Source organism: Streptomyces sp. NPDC058246 (assembly GCF_042881985.1).
In the GTDB taxonomy this organism is placed as follows: Bacteria; Actinomycetota; Actinomycetes; order Streptomycetales; family Streptomycetaceae; genus Streptomyces.
Genome location: NZ_JBHVWZ010000004.1, coordinates 84,948 through 101,587 on the forward strand (window position 1 = coordinate 84,948; position 16,640 = coordinate 101,587).

At 71.5% G+C, this 16,640-nt stretch carries 11 protein-coding genes; 6 read left to right on the forward strand and 5 right to left on the reverse strand.

Annotation, left to right across the window (positions count from 1 at the left end; genetic code table 11):
* The first annotated feature begins 9 nt into the window (after nucleotides 1–9).
* Together ACFVXA_RS07605 and ACFVXA_RS07610 are read left to right on the forward strand one after the other, a co-directional pair.
* On the forward strand, nucleotides 10–2,739 hold the full coding sequence (locus ACFVXA_RS07605) for an alpha-mannosidase (protein ID WP_389746780.1): 2,730 nt from the start codon (nucleotides 10–12) through the stop codon (nucleotides 2,737–2,739).
* 55 nt (nucleotides 2,740–2,794) lie between these two features.
* Nucleotides 2,795–5,770, forward strand: a complete 2,976-nt coding sequence (locus ACFVXA_RS07610) for a glycoside hydrolase family 2 TIM barrel-domain containing protein (RefSeq protein ID WP_390024181.1) — start codon at nucleotides 2,795–2,797, stop codon at nucleotides 5,768–5,770.
* A 398-nt stretch (nucleotides 5,771–6,168) separates the two neighbouring features.
* Here the strand turns inward: ACFVXA_RS07610 and ACFVXA_RS07615 are convergent, their stop codons facing one another.
* A complete protein-coding gene (locus ACFVXA_RS07615; RefSeq protein WP_390024183.1) occupies nucleotides 6,169–6,411 on the reverse strand; it encodes a hypothetical protein in 243 nt (80 codons plus the stop codon).
* A 261-nt stretch (nucleotides 6,412–6,672) separates the two neighbouring features.
* Between ACFVXA_RS07615 and tgmA the strand changes: the two genes are divergently transcribed.
* The 3 genes from tgmA to ACFVXA_RS07630 all read left to right on the forward strand — a co-directional run bounded on the left by tgmA (nucleotide 6,673) and on the right by ACFVXA_RS07630 (nucleotide 11,125).
* Nucleotides 6,673–6,864, forward strand: coding sequence for a putative ATP-grasp-modified RiPP (gene tgmA, locus ACFVXA_RS07620; protein ID WP_028804150.1), 192 nt, complete (start codon nucleotides 6,673–6,675; stop codon nucleotides 6,862–6,864).
* A 15-nt stretch (nucleotides 6,865–6,879) separates the two neighbouring features.
* Nucleotides 6,880–7,833 (forward strand): ATP-grasp ribosomal peptide maturase, encoded by a 954-nt coding sequence (gene tgmB / locus ACFVXA_RS07625; protein WP_362021401.1) that lies wholly within the window; start codon nucleotides 6,880–6,882, stop codon nucleotides 7,831–7,833.
* A 100-nt stretch (nucleotides 7,834–7,933) separates the two neighbouring features.
* Nucleotides 7,934–11,125 (forward strand): amidohydrolase family protein, encoded by a 3,192-nt coding sequence (locus ACFVXA_RS07630; protein WP_390024185.1) that lies wholly within the window; start codon nucleotides 7,934–7,936, stop codon nucleotides 11,123–11,125.
* Here the strand turns inward: ACFVXA_RS07630 and ACFVXA_RS07635 are convergent.
* From ACFVXA_RS07635 to ACFVXA_RS07645, 3 genes are all read right to left on the reverse strand, one after another.
* Nucleotides 11,117–12,697, reverse strand: coding sequence for a serine/threonine protein kinase (locus ACFVXA_RS07635; RefSeq protein WP_390024187.1), 1,581 nt, complete (start codon nucleotides 12,695–12,697; stop codon nucleotides 11,117–11,119). The two genes, ACFVXA_RS07630 and ACFVXA_RS07635, sit on opposite strands and share 9 nt — an antisense overlap.
* A 160-nt stretch (nucleotides 12,698–12,857) precedes the next feature.
* Nucleotides 12,858–14,069 carry a 4-hydroxybenzoate 3-monooxygenase gene (locus ACFVXA_RS07640; protein WP_390024189.1) on the reverse strand — a complete coding sequence of 404 codons (1,212 nt, stop codon included), beginning with the start codon at nucleotides 14,067–14,069 and terminating at the stop codon, nucleotides 12,858–12,860.
* A gap of 290 nt (nucleotides 14,070–14,359) precedes the next feature.
* Nucleotides 14,360–15,331: an LLM class F420-dependent oxidoreductase gene (locus tag ACFVXA_RS07645; protein WP_362021390.1), complete on the reverse strand. Its 972-nt coding sequence runs from the start codon at nucleotides 15,329–15,331 to the stop codon at nucleotides 14,360–14,362.
* A 357-nt stretch (nucleotides 15,332–15,688) separates the two neighbouring features.
* Between ACFVXA_RS07645 and ACFVXA_RS07650 the strand changes: the two genes are divergently transcribed.
* Nucleotides 15,689–16,156 (forward strand): hypothetical protein, encoded by a 468-nt coding sequence (locus ACFVXA_RS07650; RefSeq protein ID WP_362021387.1) that lies wholly within the window; start codon nucleotides 15,689–15,691, stop codon nucleotides 16,154–16,156.
* On the opposite strand, the gene ACFVXA_RS07655 is transcribed toward ACFVXA_RS07650, so the two are convergent.
* Nucleotides 16,143–16,442, reverse strand: a complete 300-nt coding sequence (locus ACFVXA_RS07655) for a hypothetical protein (RefSeq protein WP_362021383.1) — start codon at nucleotides 16,440–16,442, stop codon at nucleotides 16,143–16,145. The genes ACFVXA_RS07650 and ACFVXA_RS07655 overlap by 14 nt on opposite strands.
* Between the last annotated feature and the right edge of the window lie 198 nt (nucleotides 16,443–16,640).

Consider the following 16,640-nt stretch of genomic DNA (forward strand, 5'->3'; position numbering starts at 1 on the left):
TCTCCCGTCATGCAGAACTCCGCTGTCTTCGTGCCCCATTTCCATTGGGACCGGGAGTGGTACGAGCCCTTCCAGGTGTTCCGGCACCGCCTGGTCGCCGCTCTCGACACCGTGCTGGAGACGGCCGAGGCGAACCCGGACTTCCGGTTCACCGTCGACGGGCAGATGGCCGCGATCGAGGACTACCTGGAGATGCGACCGGAGAACCGGGAGAGAGTCGCGGCCCTGGTCGCCGACGGCCGGCTCGCCATCGGACCGTGGCTCATCCTGCTCGACGAGTTCCTCTGCTCCGGCGAGACCATCGTGCGCAACCTGCAGATGGGATGGGCGGCCGCGGCGGACCTCGGCGGCTCGATGCCCATCGGATACCTGCCGGACATGTTCGGCCACATCGCGCAGATGCCGCAGATCCTGGCACGCGCCGGAATCCGGCACGCGGCGCTGTGGCGCGGAGTTCCCGGCTCTGTCGACGGACACGCCTTCCGCTGGCGCGCTCCCGACGGCTCCGAGGTGCGCACCGAGTTCCTCTTCGACGGATACGACAACGGCCTCGACGTCCTGCTGGTGCCCGACCAGATCGGGCGCGCGCTCGGCGAGTACGCGGAGATGACAGCTGACCGGTGGGGTGACGACCCGGTGCTGGCGATGGCCGGCACCGACCACAACGCCCCCGACCCGCAGCTCGCTACCTGGCTGCGGCGCGCATCGAGCGACGAGCGCCCCATCACCATCGCGACGCTCGACGAGTACATCCGCGGGCACGTGCGCGACGAGGTCTCCACCGTCGTCACCGGTGAACTGCGCAGCCATGTGCGCGGCAACATCCTCCCCGGTGTGCTCTCCGTGCGGCTCGGGCTCAAGCAGCGGATGGCCGTCGCCGAGCGCACCGTCGACCACGCCGAGCGGGTGAACGCCCTGTGGTCCCGGCGCGACGACTCACCGTTCCTCTCCCTCGCATGGCACAAGATCATCGAGTCGACCGCACACGACTCGGTCGTCGGCTCCGGCACCGACGAGACCTGCGATCAGGTCGAAGCGCGTCTCGCCGAAGCCACGCACACCGCGCGGGCGGTCCGGGACGCGGCCCTCGCCGAGCCCGCCGCCCTGGTGCCGAGCGACGGCTATCTGGTCGCCAACCCGCTGCCGTTCCCGCGCACGGCACTGGTCGAGGTGGATGTCGTGGCCCCGCCCGAGGGAACCGTTCTGGCCGCGACCGCCGCCGACGGCTCGGCGCATCCCGTGCAGCTCATCTCCCAGGCCCCGACCGTGCTCAGCGACGAGCGCATGGACGCCTCGCAGCTCGAACGGGTGCTGCGCCGCATCCACCGCCGCGAGCTCTTCGGCCGACTGATCGACCACTACGAACTCACCCCGGGGTCCCTGGTCTTCCACCTCGCCGAGGTGCCGGCCGGCGGACCGTTCGACCTGCTGATCCTGCGCCGGGAGGTCGCTGCCGCGGCCGCCGCGCATCCGGGGGAGTGGAGGGTGCTGACGCTGGAGGAAGCTCGCGCGACCGCGCTTGTGCCCGTGACCGTCCCCGCCTCGGGGCTGGCGAGTTTCCGGGTCGAGCCCGGCGACCGGACGGCCGCGCCGTCAACGACGTACGCACCCGCGACGGGCACGGCCCGCGCCCTGTCCAACGGACTGGTCGAGGTCTCGATCGCCGCCGACGGCACCCTGGACGTGACCGGCGCCGACGGCACCGTGCTGCACGGAGTCGGCCGCCTCGTCGACGGCGGCGACCGCGGTGACAGTTACAACTACGCGCCCCCGGCACAGGATGTGCTCGTGTCGGAGCCGGCGGAGGTCTCCGTCGAACTCCTCGAGAGCGGCCCGCTGCGTTCGAGGACGCGTGTCACCCGCGTCTACGCATGGCCCACCGCGCTCTCCTGCGAGCGCGACCTGCGCAGCGGTCAGACCGTGCGGACCCCGGTGGAGACACTCGTGGAGGTGCGCGCGGGTGAACCGTTCGTACGCGTCTCCACGTCGTTCCTGAACCAGTCGGCCGACCACCGGCTGCGCTTCCACCTGCCGCTGCCCGAGCCGGCTGCCGTGTCCGCGTCCGCCGGGCAGTTCGCCGTCACCGAGCGTGGGCTCACCGCCGAGGGCGGCTGGGGCGAATACCCGATCCCGACCTTCCCCGCGAGCTCTTTCGTGTCGGCGGGCGCCGCCAACGTACTGCTCGACCACGCGAGCGAGTACGAACTCGTCGGCGACGGCTCCGAACTCGCCATCACCCTGCTGCGCGCGATCGGCTCGATCAGCGTCAACATCCATCCACTCCGCGACGAGCCCGCGGCGAGCGAGATCCCCGCACCGGGTGCGCAGGATCTCGGCGTGCGCATCGAGAACCGCTTCGCCGTCGTGCCCTCGGCGACCGGCTGGCAGGGCGCGGACGCGGTCGCTCTCGCCGAAGAGTTCCGCAACGACGTGCTGGTCGGCCGCGGGACCGCACCCGCCGAAGGCCAACTGCCCCCCGACGCGGCGGGCGTGCGGGTCGACGGCGCGGACATCCTCGTCTCGAGCGTCCGCCGCGTCGCCGCCGACGAGCGCGGTGCCGGCACCGAGCTCCGGTTGGCCGCGATGAGCGACACGGGCGCGACCGCCCGCGTGACCGGCGCCTTCACCGAAGCCACCACGGTCGACCTGCTCGGCCGGCCGCTCTCCACGACGCCGGTCGCGGACGGACTCGAACTCGCCCTCGGCCCGTGGGAGATCCGAACGGTCGTGGTCCGGTAGCCGACCGCGACCACGCGAAAAGGATCCGCTGTTACCAGGAAAGAGTTGTGACCTCGTGCTTTCCCAGCTTGCCGGCCATGTTTCGGACACCACACCAGGGCGTGGCGCGCTGCGCACGGCGCGCTCCTGGCTGCACTCCGACGCCCCCTCGCTCTCGCTGAACGGGAATTGGCGTTTCCGTCTGTCGCCGACGGCGCGGGCGGCGGAGGACTTCGCGGACGAAGGCTTCGACGACAGCGGCTGGGACAGCATCCCGGTGCCCTCCCACTGGGTGCTCCAGGGCGACGGAGTCTACGGCCGGCCGATCTACACGAACATTCAGTTCCCGTTCCCGATCGACCCGCCCCATGTCCCGGACGAGAACCCCACCGGCGACTATCGCCGCCACTTCGAGGTGCCCGCCGACTGGTCGGAAGCCGAGCGCGTCGTGCTGCGGTTCGACGGCGTCGAGTCGCTCTTCAGGCTGTGGGTGAACGGCGACGAGATCGGCAGCGCCAGCGGCAGCCGGCTCGCCCACGAATTCGACGTGACCTCGTCCGTACGGCCGGGCGACAACGTCGTCGCGGTGCGGGTGCACCAGTGGTCGGCGGCCAGCTATGTCGAAGACCAGGACCAGTGGTGGCTGCCGGGCATCTTCCGCGATGTCACCCTGATCGCACGGCCGGCCGGAGGCATCGAGGACGTCTGGCTGCGAACAGGGTTCGAGGAGGGGCACGGACGGATCGAGACGGAGGTCACCGCCGATGCGGCGGCATTCCCGGTCACCCTTCGCCTCCCGGAACTCGGCATCGAGCAGGTCTGGGCGACAGCGGCCGACGTCGCCCCGCTGGACGTCGAGAGCGTGGAGCCCTGGTCGGCCGAGCAGCCTCGCCTGTACGAGGTCACCGTGTCGACGGCCGCCGAGTGCGTCGCCCTGCGGACAGGTTTCCGCACGGTCGAGATCCGCGGCGGCCAGTTCCTGGTCAACGGTCGCCGCGTCGTGTTCCACGGGGTGAATCGCCACGAGACCCACCCCGAGCGCGGCCGCGTCTTCGACGAGGAGCACGCCCGCGAAGACCTGGCCCGCATGAAGCGGTTCAACGTGAACGCGATCCGCACCAGCCACTACCCGCCGCATCCCCGGCTGCTCGACCTTGCCGACGAACTCGGATTCTGGGTCGTCCTCGAATGCGATCTCGAGGCACACGGCTTCGACAAGCTCGACTGGGTGGGCAATCCAAGCGATGACCCGGCGTGGCGCGAGGCATACCTCGACCGCATCCAGCGCACCGTCGAACGGGACAAGAACCATCCCAGCATCGTGATCTGGTCGCTCGGCAACGAGGCGGGAACCGGCAGCAACCTCGCCGCGATGTCGGCGTGGGTCCACGCCCGCGACACCGGACGACCTGTCCATTACGAAGGTGACCACGCGGGTGAATACACCGACATCTACTCGCGTATGTACCCGTCGGTGCTCGAGACCGAGCGGATCGCAACCGAAGGCTCCCGCTCGCCGCTGCTGAACTGCACACCCGCGCAGGCCGCCCGGCAGCGCGCCAAGCCGTTCCTGCTCTGCGAGTACGCCCACGCGATGGGGAACGGACCGGGAGCGCTCGACCAGTACGAGGCACTGGCGCACGCGCATCCACGGCTGCACGGCGGCTTCGTATGGGAATGGCGCGATCACGGCATCCTGACGACCACCCCGGACGGTACGCCCTACTACGCGTACGGCGGCGACTTCGGAGAGGTCGTACACGACGGCAACTTCGTCATGGACGGAATGCTGCTGAGCGACGACGTCCCGACTCCCAGCCTCCACGAGTACAAGGCGGTCGTGCAGCCCCTCCGCTTCACCTTCGACGGCGGCGACGTCGCGATTGTCAACCTGCGGCACTCGGCCGACACGTCCGACCTGCGCTTTCGCTGGCGCGTCGAGCACGACGGGACGCTCGTGGAGTCAGGGGACTTGGAGGTCCCCGTCCTCGCGGCAGGCGAGTCGGCGCGTGTGCCGCTTCCACGGATCCCGGTGTCGCAGGACTCGGAAACATGGCTCACCCTCGACGCGGTCCTGGCGGCCGGGACGGCGTGGGCGCGCGAGGGGCATGTGATCGCGACCGCCCAGCTGGACCGCTCGACGCGTCGTCCGGCGCCTGGTGTCCGGCCCCGGACCACTTGGCGGCAGTGCGACGGAACACTGACGCTGGGAATCGCCGAGTTCCTCGACGGATCCCTCGTGCGCCTCGCCGGCCGCGCTGTGACGGGCCCGCGGTTGGAACTGTTCCGTGCCCCGACCGACAACGACGAGGCCGCGTCCGAAGAAGTCGAGGAGAGCGACGCCGGCATCGCCGGGGTCTCCAACGCCGAACTGTGGCGTCGCGACGGGCTCGACCGGCTGACCACACGGCGCGTGTCCGTGGAGCGCACCGCGGACGCCCTGCGAACGATCGACAAAGTCTCCGCCGCGAACTCCGCCTTGTCGGTGATGGTGGAGTCCCTCTGGTCGCTCGAGGGGGACGAACTCGACCTGCGTGTGGAGATCCAGCCGTCGAGCGGCTGGCTGACGGTGTGGCCGCGGATCGGGATTCGTCTCGATCTGCCCGACGGCGCGGCTCCCGTCGACGGCGCCGAGTGGTTCGGCCTCGGCCCACTCGAGTCCTACCCCGACAGCCTCCGCGCGGCACGCACCGGCCGTTTCACCTCCACCGTCCGCGACCTCTGCGTCGACTACGCGCGCCCCCAGGAGACGGGGCACCGCTCCCAGCTGCGAGAGCTGACGCTGACGAGTGCGGGCACGAAGCTGCTGCGCGTCGTGGCCTTCCCGGACACGCACGGACGTCGCCCCGGCTTCACGCTCAGCCGCCACACCCCACAGCAGATCGCGCGAGCAGGCCACCCCTTCGAGCTTCCGGATTCGACGACGAGTCACCTGATCATCGATGCGGCCCAGCACGGACTCGGCTCACGGGCCTGCGGACCGGATGTGTGGCCTGACTTCGCGCTTCGCCCCGAATCCCGCACGATCAGGCTGCGTATCGCGGCGGGTTAGCCACACGGTCCACTCCGTGCGCGGCGCGGCGTAGGTCTCCCGGCACCTGAGCACGGGCGCGGAGGACGTCCGGTGCCGGGACCAGTCCGACACCACAGAAGTGCTCAGGCCCTTGTCGTAGTGGTGGTGCGCGATACGGATGCCTGAGCTGCCGTGGAAGACGAACAGCGGGGCCCCCGCACCGTCGGCCACGGCGGTGCCGGGAGACGGCGCGGGTCCTCCGTCGGGCACCGCATCCGCCGCCTGCCCCCAACTCGCCCTCGCCGACCCCGGGCTTCGAGAACGGCGGCACGGGCTGGACCTTCGGCGCGGGCACCGGGGTCGGCACCGGCAACTCCCACGGCGGCGCCCGCTTCGTCTACCTCGACTCCGGCCCCGGCAAGAGCGCCCGCCGGGTTCTAGAGCAACAGGCCGCCGTCGGGCCGCAGTTCTTCGAGCGCGGCGCGCTGATCGGTGAGCAGGACGGTCATTTCCGGCTCTTCCTCAAGGTCGTGCTGCCGCCGACTTCCAGGCGGTGTCGTTCCGGTTGTTCCCGCTGTCTCGAGGTCGTCGGGAAGCCGGCGACCCCCGACGGTGCGTGCGGGCGCGACGGCGGTGGTGCGGGTGACCGACTGACGCCCTGGTTCGGGCGAGGAAAGCACGTCGAGGTCACCGGGAACTCTCTTGGGATGGTGGGGCGTTCATGTCACGGAGGATGAAGCATTGGCCGTAGCTCTGGGCGGATTCACAGCAGACACGCGTAGACCAAGGCCAAGCGGACACCCAACCAGACGAAGCGAGCAAGCCGGAATCGACGCGATGTGATGACCTCCACCCCGATGTGGCGGAAAGTGATGAATTCCTTACGGTCGTGACACGTATGGGTGGGCGTCGAGCATCGTGAGACCGCGGGAGGATCTTTCGTGCGACCGTTCACTCTCAACTACGCCCTGCCCACAGGGCAGTCGGCCGCAGTACCCCCGTACCATTTCGACGTGTCCCTCCAGTTGAATGTCCTGCCCGACGGCCGACCGGCCGTCAGCGACCGCGCGCTGCTGATGGCCACCGGCACCACGACGTCCACGGCCGGCTCCCAGACGCACTTCGACGACTGACGGCCGCCCGCGCGCATGACCGTACTCATTCTCACGGCTGAGCAGGACGTCACCGCCGACATGGTGGTGGCCAAACTGCACGAGCGGGGCGTGCCCATGGTGCGCCTCGACCCCGCCGACCTGCCCGGCAAGGCGGTGCTGTCCGCCGACTACGCCCACGGCGACTTCGACGGCTATCTGTCGGTCAACGGCCATGTCCTCAGCATGGGAGGCCTGCGCTCCGTGTGGGTGCGCAGGCCTGGCGAGCCGGCGGCGCACGCGGCCGAACCCTCGCCGTGGCTCACCGCCGAGACCCGGCAGGCCCTGTTCGGCATGCTCTACTCCGCCTCGACCCGCTGGATGAACCATCCGCGCCGTGCCGAGCAGGCCCGGCACAAGCCCTGGCAGTTGCGGGTCGCGCACAGCAGCGGCTTCGCGGTGCCCCCCACCATCATCACGACCGCTCCGCGGGTGGCCAAGGAGTTCGTGGAGGAGTACGGGGACGTGGTGGTGAAGTCGGCGTCGGGTCCGCCGCCCGGCGAACCGCCGGTGGCCCTGCCGACCACGCTCATCGGACCCGGCGCGGACTTCTCCGGCGTGGCGGCCGGCCCCGCGCTCCTCCAGCAGTACATCCCCAAGCGCGCCGACATCCGGCTGACCGGCGTCGGCACCCGTCTGTTCGCCGCCCGGAAGGCCGCCGAACCCGGCCAGGTCGACGGGCGGTTCGGTGACACCGGACAGCTCTGGGAACCCATCGCGGTGCCCGACCGCATCACCCGCTCGGTCCACGAGTACCTCGCCTTCACCGGACTCGCCTATGCCGCCTTCGACTTCGCCGAGGACAAGGAAGGCGTCTGGTGGTTCCTGGAGGGCAACCAGGGAGGTCAGTTCGGCTTCGTCGAACTGGAAACGGGACAGCCCATCGCCGACGCGGTAGCCGAATGGCTGGCGCGGCGAAGACCCGGGCACCGTATCCCCGAAGGGCACTGACTCTCCTCCACCGCAGCCCAGTGTCCGGCGGCCGCCGTACCCGTTTGGCGCGAATGGCGCTGTTGCTCAAGGGCTTTGAGATGCGTAAGCGTGCTCTGTCATGGAACGCGACCGGAGCGGTACCGCAGCCCTTCCCCTCTCCCGCCGTCAACTGCTCGCCGCGGCAGGCGTCGCCGGGGCCGCCACCGCCCTCGGCGCGGCCCCGGCGACGGCCCGGACACGTGCCGGTCTCTCCCTCTCCTTCACCGAGGCCACCAACGGCTCGGCGACGCTCTCACCCACGGGCGACCGGCTGATCGCCGAAACGCAGAACGTGCTGTGGTCGCTGCCGCGGACCGGCGGCCGTGCCGTACCGCTGACCCCGGCCGACCTGGAACCGAACCGGCCTGCGTACTCCCCGGACGGCGAGCTCATCGCGTTCTGCGCGTACCGGGGCGGTGGCTTCCATGTGTGGACGATGCGTCCCGACGGATCGGAGCTGCGCCGGCGCACCGACGGGCCCTGGGACGACCGTGGCCCGGCCTGGTCGCCCGACGGAAGCCGGATCGCCTTCGCCTCCGAGCGCGGTGGCGACCCGGTGCAGGGGAGCCCGTACCGTATCCACGTCCTGCACCTCGGCAGCGGTGAACTCACCCGCGTCACCGGGCTCTCCGGGCAGGACGGCCCCCTGCAGGACGGCGCGTGGGAGGACTTCGACCCCACCTGGTCGCCGGACGGGAAGCGCATCCTGTTCGTGCGGGCCAAGGCGGTCACCACACCCTTCGGACTCGGCGTGGACGCCCGCACCGTCGCCGCCGTCCCGGCCGACGGCGCGGGCCCGGTCACCGTCGCCCACACCGAGACCGAGACCGCGCAAGTCATGACGCCGGCCCTCGCACCGGACGGCCGCCGCCTGGCCCATCTGCGGACCACGGCAGCACCCCACGGCTCCTGCACCCTCCTCGTCGACGGAGTGCCCGTCGCCGTGGCCGGAGACATCGCGCCCGTACCCCCGCGCTGGACCGCGGCGGGAGAGCTGCTGCTGACGCTGAACGGCCGGTTCACCCTCGTACGCCCCGAAAGGCCCAAGGAGGTGGAGCCGATCCCCTTCGAGGGCGTGCTGCCCGTGGAGCGGCCTCGGTACCAGGTCAAGAAGTACGACCTCGGTGACGCGCGGGTGCGCCCGGTACGGGGCATCCATCTGCCCGCGCTGTCTCCCGACGGCCGGCGCGTCGCCTTCGCCGCCCTCAACTCGCTGTGGCTGGCGGACACATCGGGTGGCCGCCGACCCGAGCGGCTCCGGCAGGCCCCGCCCACTCGCTACCTCCTCGCACCGGTCTGGGCGCGGGACGGACGGTCGCTCGTGTACGCCGACGACCGCGACGGACTGCTCGGCGTGTACCGGCGGGATCTCGCCACCGGTGAGGAGACCGCCCTCGCGACCGGCGGGCGGGTGCATCCGGCACTGTCGCCGGACGGCGCGCGGCTCGCCTGCCTCGACATGACGGGGCGGCTCGTCGTACGTGACCTCGGCACGGGCGAGGAACGCGTGCTGGTGACGCCGCTCGGCGGCGGCGGGCTGCCCGGCCGACCGAGCTGGTCCCCCGACGGACGGTACCTCGCACTGTGTGACCGCAACCGCCTCAACCTCCGCTTCCGCGAGGGCTACAACCTCATCCGGATCGTCGACACCACGACCGGTGCCGACCGCCTGCACGCCGTCGCCCCCCATGTCTCCCTCGCCGACCGCTACGACTCCGGGCCCGTCTGGTCGCCCGACGGGCGCTGGATGGCGGTCGTCGTCGAATCGGCGCTGTGCCTGCTGCCCGTCGGCCCCGACGGCACACCGCAGGGCGAACCGCGCACCCTCACCACCGAACCCGCCGACCACCCTTCCTGGTCCGCGGACTCCAGGACGCTGCTGTATCTGTCGGGCGGCCGCCTCAAACTGATCGGCGTCGACGGACGCGACGCCCGCACCGTGCGCGTCCCGCTGGACCGGCCGCGCCCCGTCCTCGCCGACACCGTGGTGCACGCCGGGCGGCTGTGGGACGGCACGGGCGAGGCGGTGCGCGACGACGTCGACATCGTCGTGCGCGGCGGACGCATCGCCTCCGTCGAACCGCACCGGACCGCCCGGCACAACGCGCTGCGGCGGATCGACGCCTCGCACCGCACCGTCGTCCCCGGGCTCTGGGACACGCACACCCACCCGTGGCAGAGCACCTACGGCGGACGCCAGACCGCCGGCCAGCTGACCTACGGGATCACCACCGCCGTGTCCCTCGGCGGGTTCGCCTACGAACAGGCCCGCATCCGCGAGGCGGTGGCCGGCGGACAGCTCGCCGGACCCCGGCTGCTGACGACCGGCGAACTGCTCGACGGCTCCCGCGTCGCGTACAGCATGGGGCGGGCCCACCGCACCGAGGACGGGCTGCGACGTTCGCTCGAGCGGGGCGCGGCGTTGGACTGGGACTTCGTCAAGACCTATGTCCGGGCTCCTGGTTGGGTGATGGCCGAGGCGGCACGGTTCGCGCACGAGCGCCTGGGAGTCCGCTCGGGAAGCCACCTCCTGTCGCCGGGCGTCCAGCTGGGCCAGGACCTGACGACCCATCTGCAGGCCACCCAGCGAGCCGAGTTCGGACACGCGATCACCGCGGCCGGGCGCGCCTACGACGATGTCGTGGAGATCTACAGCACCCGGGGCGTCAACTTCGCCCTGATCGCCACGCCGTTCACCTCCGCCCCGTTGATCGGCGCCGATCCCGCACTCGCCGACGACCCCCGCGTGACCGCCGTGATGCCGCCCTGGGACTCCGCCGCGGTGCGGCAGTCGGCGGGCGTGCCGCCGACCGCGGCCCAACTCGACACGCTGCGCACCGAGACCGACATCTACCGGCGTGTGCTGGCCGCGGGCGGTCTCGTCGCGCTCGGCACGGACCAGCCGCTCGTCCCCGTCGGTCTCTCCCTGCACCTGGGCCTGCGCGCCCTGCACCGGGGCGGCCTCTCCCCGGCCGGGGCCCTGCGCACCGCGACCGCGCTGCCCGCCCGGCTGTTCGGGCTCGACGGTGAACTCGGCACCGTGGAGCCGGGGAAGCTCGCCGACCTGACGGTGGTGGACGGCGACCCGTTCACGGACTTCGACACGCTCGTACGGACGGTGTCGGTGCTCAGGGGAGGGACGCCCTACGAGACGGCGGACCTGGTGGCCGCGTTCGAGCCGTCGTCGCGGAGCGCGGCGACGCGCGACGACTGGCTCGACGTCGGACGCCTCATGCGCAGGGACGGCTGTTGCGACCCGGGATCACGCTGACGTCCACTGAAACGACTGGAGGAAGACATCCAGGGCCCGACGGTTGGTGGCGGAGTTCCAGTCGTCGGCCGGGGTCGTCCAGCGCAGTGAGAAGCCCCGGTGGTCACCGATGAGGAAACCGCGGCCGTACGTGCGCTCGCGGACTCCCTGGGACACCGACAGCCACTCCATGTCGGCACCCTTGCGGCCGCGATAGGTCACGGCCCGGATGTCGCCCACCCGCTCGTAGCCGGTGGAGTCGGCGCGCAGGGAGGGCTCCAGCGCGCTCCAGACCGCGACGGGATCCGGGCCGAGCCACGTGCTGTAGGTGACGGCGAGCGTGCGCGGGTCACCGCTCGCGCCGAAGGTTACCCGGTACGTCCGGTCGGCGGAGTTCGTGGTCCGGAGGGGTTTCCAGCCCTGGGGGAGGTCGATGGAGAAGCCCTCGGACGCCTGGTAGCGGCGGAAGCCGGACGGCACCTTCTCACCGGCGGTGAGGGAGGGGGAAGGCGTGGGCGACGCCGACGGTGTCCCCTGGGGAAGGGTGGCGGGATCCGTGGAGCCGGCGGAGGGGCCGGCCGAGGCGATGCGTGAGGGGGCCGCGCCGGATGCGGAGGTGTCCTGGCCGGACAGTCCGCCCGCCGCGACGAGCACGGCGAAACCGACGGCGGTGACGGCCAGCGCCCCGCCCAGCAGGAGCGGCCGGCGGACCGTCCGCCGACCGCTCCCGCCGGCGTCCCGGAGGGGCGGCAGAGGCGCCGTCGACGTCGCGTCCTCAGCGTCGTCCTCCTTGAGGATGCGCCGGAGGGCCTCACGTACGACCGGCTCGGGCACGCGTTCCAGGGGGTCCCTGCGCAGGAGACCCTGGATGGCGGGGGCGAGCGCTCCAGCGCTCAGCGGGGCCCTGATGGGCAGTCGGTTCACGGCGCGCAGCGTGGCGTCGAGCCGTCCCCGGTCCCGGATGGGCGGCCGCCCCTCGACCATCGCGTACATCATCGCGCCCAGCGCCCACAGATCCGCCGCAGGCCCGGTGCCCTCGCCACGGGCCTGCTCCGGGGAGGCGTACGACGGCGCGGTGACCCGTGGCGAGGCGGTGGCCCCCATGAGTCCGAATCCGCTCACCGTGACCGTGCCCCGCTCGTGCACGTACACCTGGCCGGGGCTGAGATCGCCGTGCGTCACCCCCGCGCGATGGGCGGTGGCGAGGACATCGAGGAGGCCGAGCCCGATACGGGCCGCCCGGACGTAGTTCACGGGACCGCGCCCGAGGAGCTCGGTGAGTGGAGCGCCCGGCGGCCGCTCCGTGACCGTCCACACGAAGTCGTTCTCCTCGATCACGTCGAGGACGCCGGCCACCTGGCCGGGGCAGACCAGCGCCAGGCGCTCGGACGCGCGCAGGATCCGGGCGGCGGTCCTGTGCTCCGACTCCTCGCGCCGGTGGTCCGGGAGCAGCGAGCGGGTCAAGGCGACCGGCCGTCCGAAGGCGACGTCCTGCCCCAGCCAGCCGACGCGGCCCTCTTCCCGGTGGGCGACATCCAGCAGTCGGTATCTTCCGGCGACCAACTCGCCCGTGAAGTCCTGCACCTTGACCATGGTCATCCCTCGCTGCGCACCGGGCTCTCACCTTTCCCGGAAGTACGGAGGGTGTGACGTTGAGTGTTCAATGGGGAACGGTTCCCGATGCCTGTTTTTCCCTGACTCCGCGCCGGTCGCCCACGCGTGCGAAAGGTTCAGGCCGACAGGCCGTACGGGTTCACCACGCGGCGCCCTTGCCGATGTACGAGTTTGCGAACGTGGCCGCCGCGACCGGCGAGCCGAGGATCCGCCGCAGCCGCGCACCCGCGGACCCCGCACGGTAGGGGTCGCCCGACGACGGGCCGTGCAGCAACTCCGCGAACCACTGCGAGAATTCCTGGTACTCCCACACGCGCCCGAGACAGGCCGCCGAGTAGTCGCGCAGCCCGCTGCCGTCACCCGTCCCGAAGTAGGCGACGAGCGCGTCCGCCAGGACCAGCGCGTCATGCAGGGCCAGGTTCATGCCCTTGGCGGCGATCGGCGCCACCAGGTGGGCGGAGTCGCCGGCCAGGAACAGCCGCCCGTACCTCATCGGCTCCACGACATAGCTGTGCATGTCGAGCACCCGCTTCTCGATCAGCCGTCCTTCGGTAAGCGGCGGGGACCCCGTCACCGACAGCCGGGCGTGCAGCTCCGACCACACCCTCTCGTGCGGCCAGTTCTCCGGATCGTCGCCGGGCGTCACCTCCAGGTAGTAGCGGGTGACTTGGGGGCCGCGGGCCATATGGGCAGCGAATCCGCGCGGGTGGACACCGAAGACGACGCAGTCACAGGACGGCGGGGCCTCGGCGAGCAGCGCCAGCCAGCCGACTCCGTAGTCGTAGCGGGCCATGGAGCCGCGCTCCGGCGGGACATAGGTGCGGGTCACCCCGCGCGCGCCGTCGCAGCCGGCGACGACCTCGCACTCGATGCGCCGACGCTCACCCGTCGCCGGGTCCGTGTACAGCACCGAGGGCTGATCGCCGTCGATCGCGTGCAGAGCGACGTCCCGTACGCCGAACCGGATGTCGCCGCCCCGCACGTCGGCGTATTCGCGCACCAGGTCGGTCACCAACAGCGGTTGTGGATAGACGAAGTGACGGTCTCCGGTCAGCTCCGCGTACCGGAACCGGTGCCGCTCGCCGTCGATCCGGAACTCGCACTCGCTGTGCGGCTGCGCCCGCTCCACCAGCCGACCGGCAAGTCCCTGCTGCCGCAGGGCCCGTACCGCCCACTCCTCGATGAACCCCGCCCGGGGCCGCTGTTCGATGAACTCCCGTGTCTCGGTCTCCAGGACCACGCAGTCGACGGACGCGGCGCGCAGGATGTTGCCGAGGGTGAGACCGGCCGGTCCCGCGCCGACGATGACGACGGGAACACGTTGTACGGGTGTGGGGGAGGGCGCAATCACTCGATCATTATGACGATGACCCGTCAACGTGCGACGACTGCCCGTGTGTTGATGCCGCAGAGGGGCCCGAGGCCGGGGCCTGGGCGGCTACGGGGCCCGGCCTCGGTCAGGCGACGGGGCCGCGGCTAGGTCGGGCGCCAGGGCCTCGGCTCGGTCGGGCGCCGAGGCCTGGTCCGGTCGGGCGCCGAGGCCGCCCTGGCCCGGAGGGGCGAGGAGGCCCCGGCCCGGTCGGGCTGCCGGCGCCCCGGGCATGTCAGGCGGTTCGGCTCGCCCGTCCGGTGGGGCGACTGTCACGCGAAGGCGTCGCGCAGCCCGGGCAGCAGCGTCTTCGCCGACCAGTCCAGGAAGTCGCGCTGGCTGTCGCCGCCGATCTGCACCAGGGCGACCTCGGTGAAGCCGGCCTCGGCGAAGGGCCGTAGGGCCTCCACGAAGGTCTCGGGATCGTCGCCGCACGGGATCGACGCGGCGACGTCGTCCGGCGTGACGAATTGCGTGGCGCCGGCGAAGGAGTCGGGGTGCGGAAGCTCCGCGTTGACCTTCCAGCCCCCGCCGAACCAGCGGAACTGCTCGTGCGCCCGCTGGACGGCGGCGTCCCGGTCGGGGTCGTAGCAGACCGGCAGCTGACCCACCCGGGGCTTGCCCTGTCCGCCGTGCCGGTCGAAGGCGGCGAGCAGGTCGGGCTTGGGCTCCGTGGCGATGACGAGGTCGGCGAGGCGCCCCGCCAGCGCGCAGGACCGCTCGCCGGAGACGGCGACGCCGATCGGCGGCGGCTCGTCCGGCAGGTCCCAGAGCTTGGCCGACTCCACGTCGAAGTGTGTCCCGCGATGGTTGACGTGACCCCCGTCGAACAGGGCACGGATGATCCCGAGCGCCTCTTCGAGCATCTCGTGCCGCACATCGACGGCGGGCCAACCGCCGCCCACCACATGTTCGTTGAGGTTCTCGCCGGAGCCGAGACCCAGGCGGAACCGGCCCTGTGACAGCAGTTGCAGGGTCGCCGCCTTCTGCGCCACCACGGCCGGGTGATAGCGGAAGGTCGGGCAGGTCACATACGTCATCAGCGGAATGCGCGAGGTGGCCTGGGCGGCCGCGCCGAGCACACTCCACGCGTACGGCGAGTGCCCTTGTGCCCGCAGCCACGGAAAGTAGTGGTCCGACGTCACCGAGAAGTCGAAGCCGACCTCCTCGGCCCGTACGACATGGTCGACGAGGTCACGGGGGCCGGCCTGTTCCGTCATCATCGTGTATCCGAATTGCACCATAAAGTGCGAGTAACCCGTTCCTGCCTGCTGTACACCTCCGCGTACCCGGCCGGAGGCGCCCTCGGCCGCGGCGGCCCCGCCGCGCCGCCCCCGGACTCCCGGACTCCCAGACTCCCGGACTCCCGGACTCCCGGACTCCCGGCCTCCCGGACTCCCGGAGTCGCGAGTCCCGGGGCCCTGGGGCCCCGGCACCTGCGGTGATCCGCCTGGGGAAAACGCCATACCGCGCCACCCCTTCCGCCACGTAGAAATATCTACCAACATGCATATGCCCAGGGGGTGGTGGGTGACCGAGGGCCTCCTGGCTGTGTCTTTCTCCGCGCCTGCCGAGCGGAGTGGAATATCCCGGAGTGGGCCATGACGAACGCGATGTGGATGCAAAGTGTGGAGTGGCTCGCCGCGGCGGCCACGGACCCCCGGGCGTGCAAGCGGGAGTGGGACCAGGGCAGCGGCGGCGTGCTCCTGGAAGCCGGGCGCTTCTGGGACGTGCTGAGCGTTCCCGAACCCTTGGGGCTGCTGGCCCTGGACATTCTGTGGTCCGACCCGTTGCAGGTACCGGGACCCACGCTGGTGGACTGCGCGGCCCGCCGGGTCGGCTTCTTCCTGCCGCCCGACCCGGGCAGCCGCTGGGTGGGGTCGGGACTGCGCCACCTCGGCAAGGGGTCGTGGATCGCCGTACCGCCGCCGTACCGGTCCGCGGGATTCCTGGAGTGGATCATCCCTCCGGACGGCACCGGCGCTTTGCATCCCGCCCTTCCGCTGGAGCTGGCGCTGCGTCAGGCCAACGGCACGCTGGCGGTCCTGGCGCCCCTCAGCGAGGAGTGACCCTCACCCACTCGGGGAGACCCCGGGGCACGGGAACCGCCGGGACGGGCTCGGCTTCGGCGACCCCCGGAACGGGAGCCGAGCCGGGAGCGGCGAAGGAAGCCCACAGCACCTCGCGGAGGACTTCGCGATGCTCCGGAACCACGCGGCCCTCGGCCCGCCATTCCGCGACGAGCTGGGCGTAGATCGGCGGATGGATCCGGTAGTCGTTGGTCAGTTCCGCGTACGGGCCGGTGCTGTACGTGCGGGTCGGCACGCGGCGCAGTGCTGTGTGGGTGGTGTCCATGTCGGAGCAACGCGCTCGTACGCACCGGTGGTACGCCTCCGTGCGGCCGCCCACCGAGTCGAGTGACCGCGCCCCCCGTTCGGAGCAGCGCGAGCGCGAGTCGAGTGAGCCCGCCCAAGTACGGGGCGACCTCGTAGTGGTGCAGTACTGGGCGGCCCCCTTAGCAGTGCAGCACTGAGCGGCCCCGTAGCAGTGCGG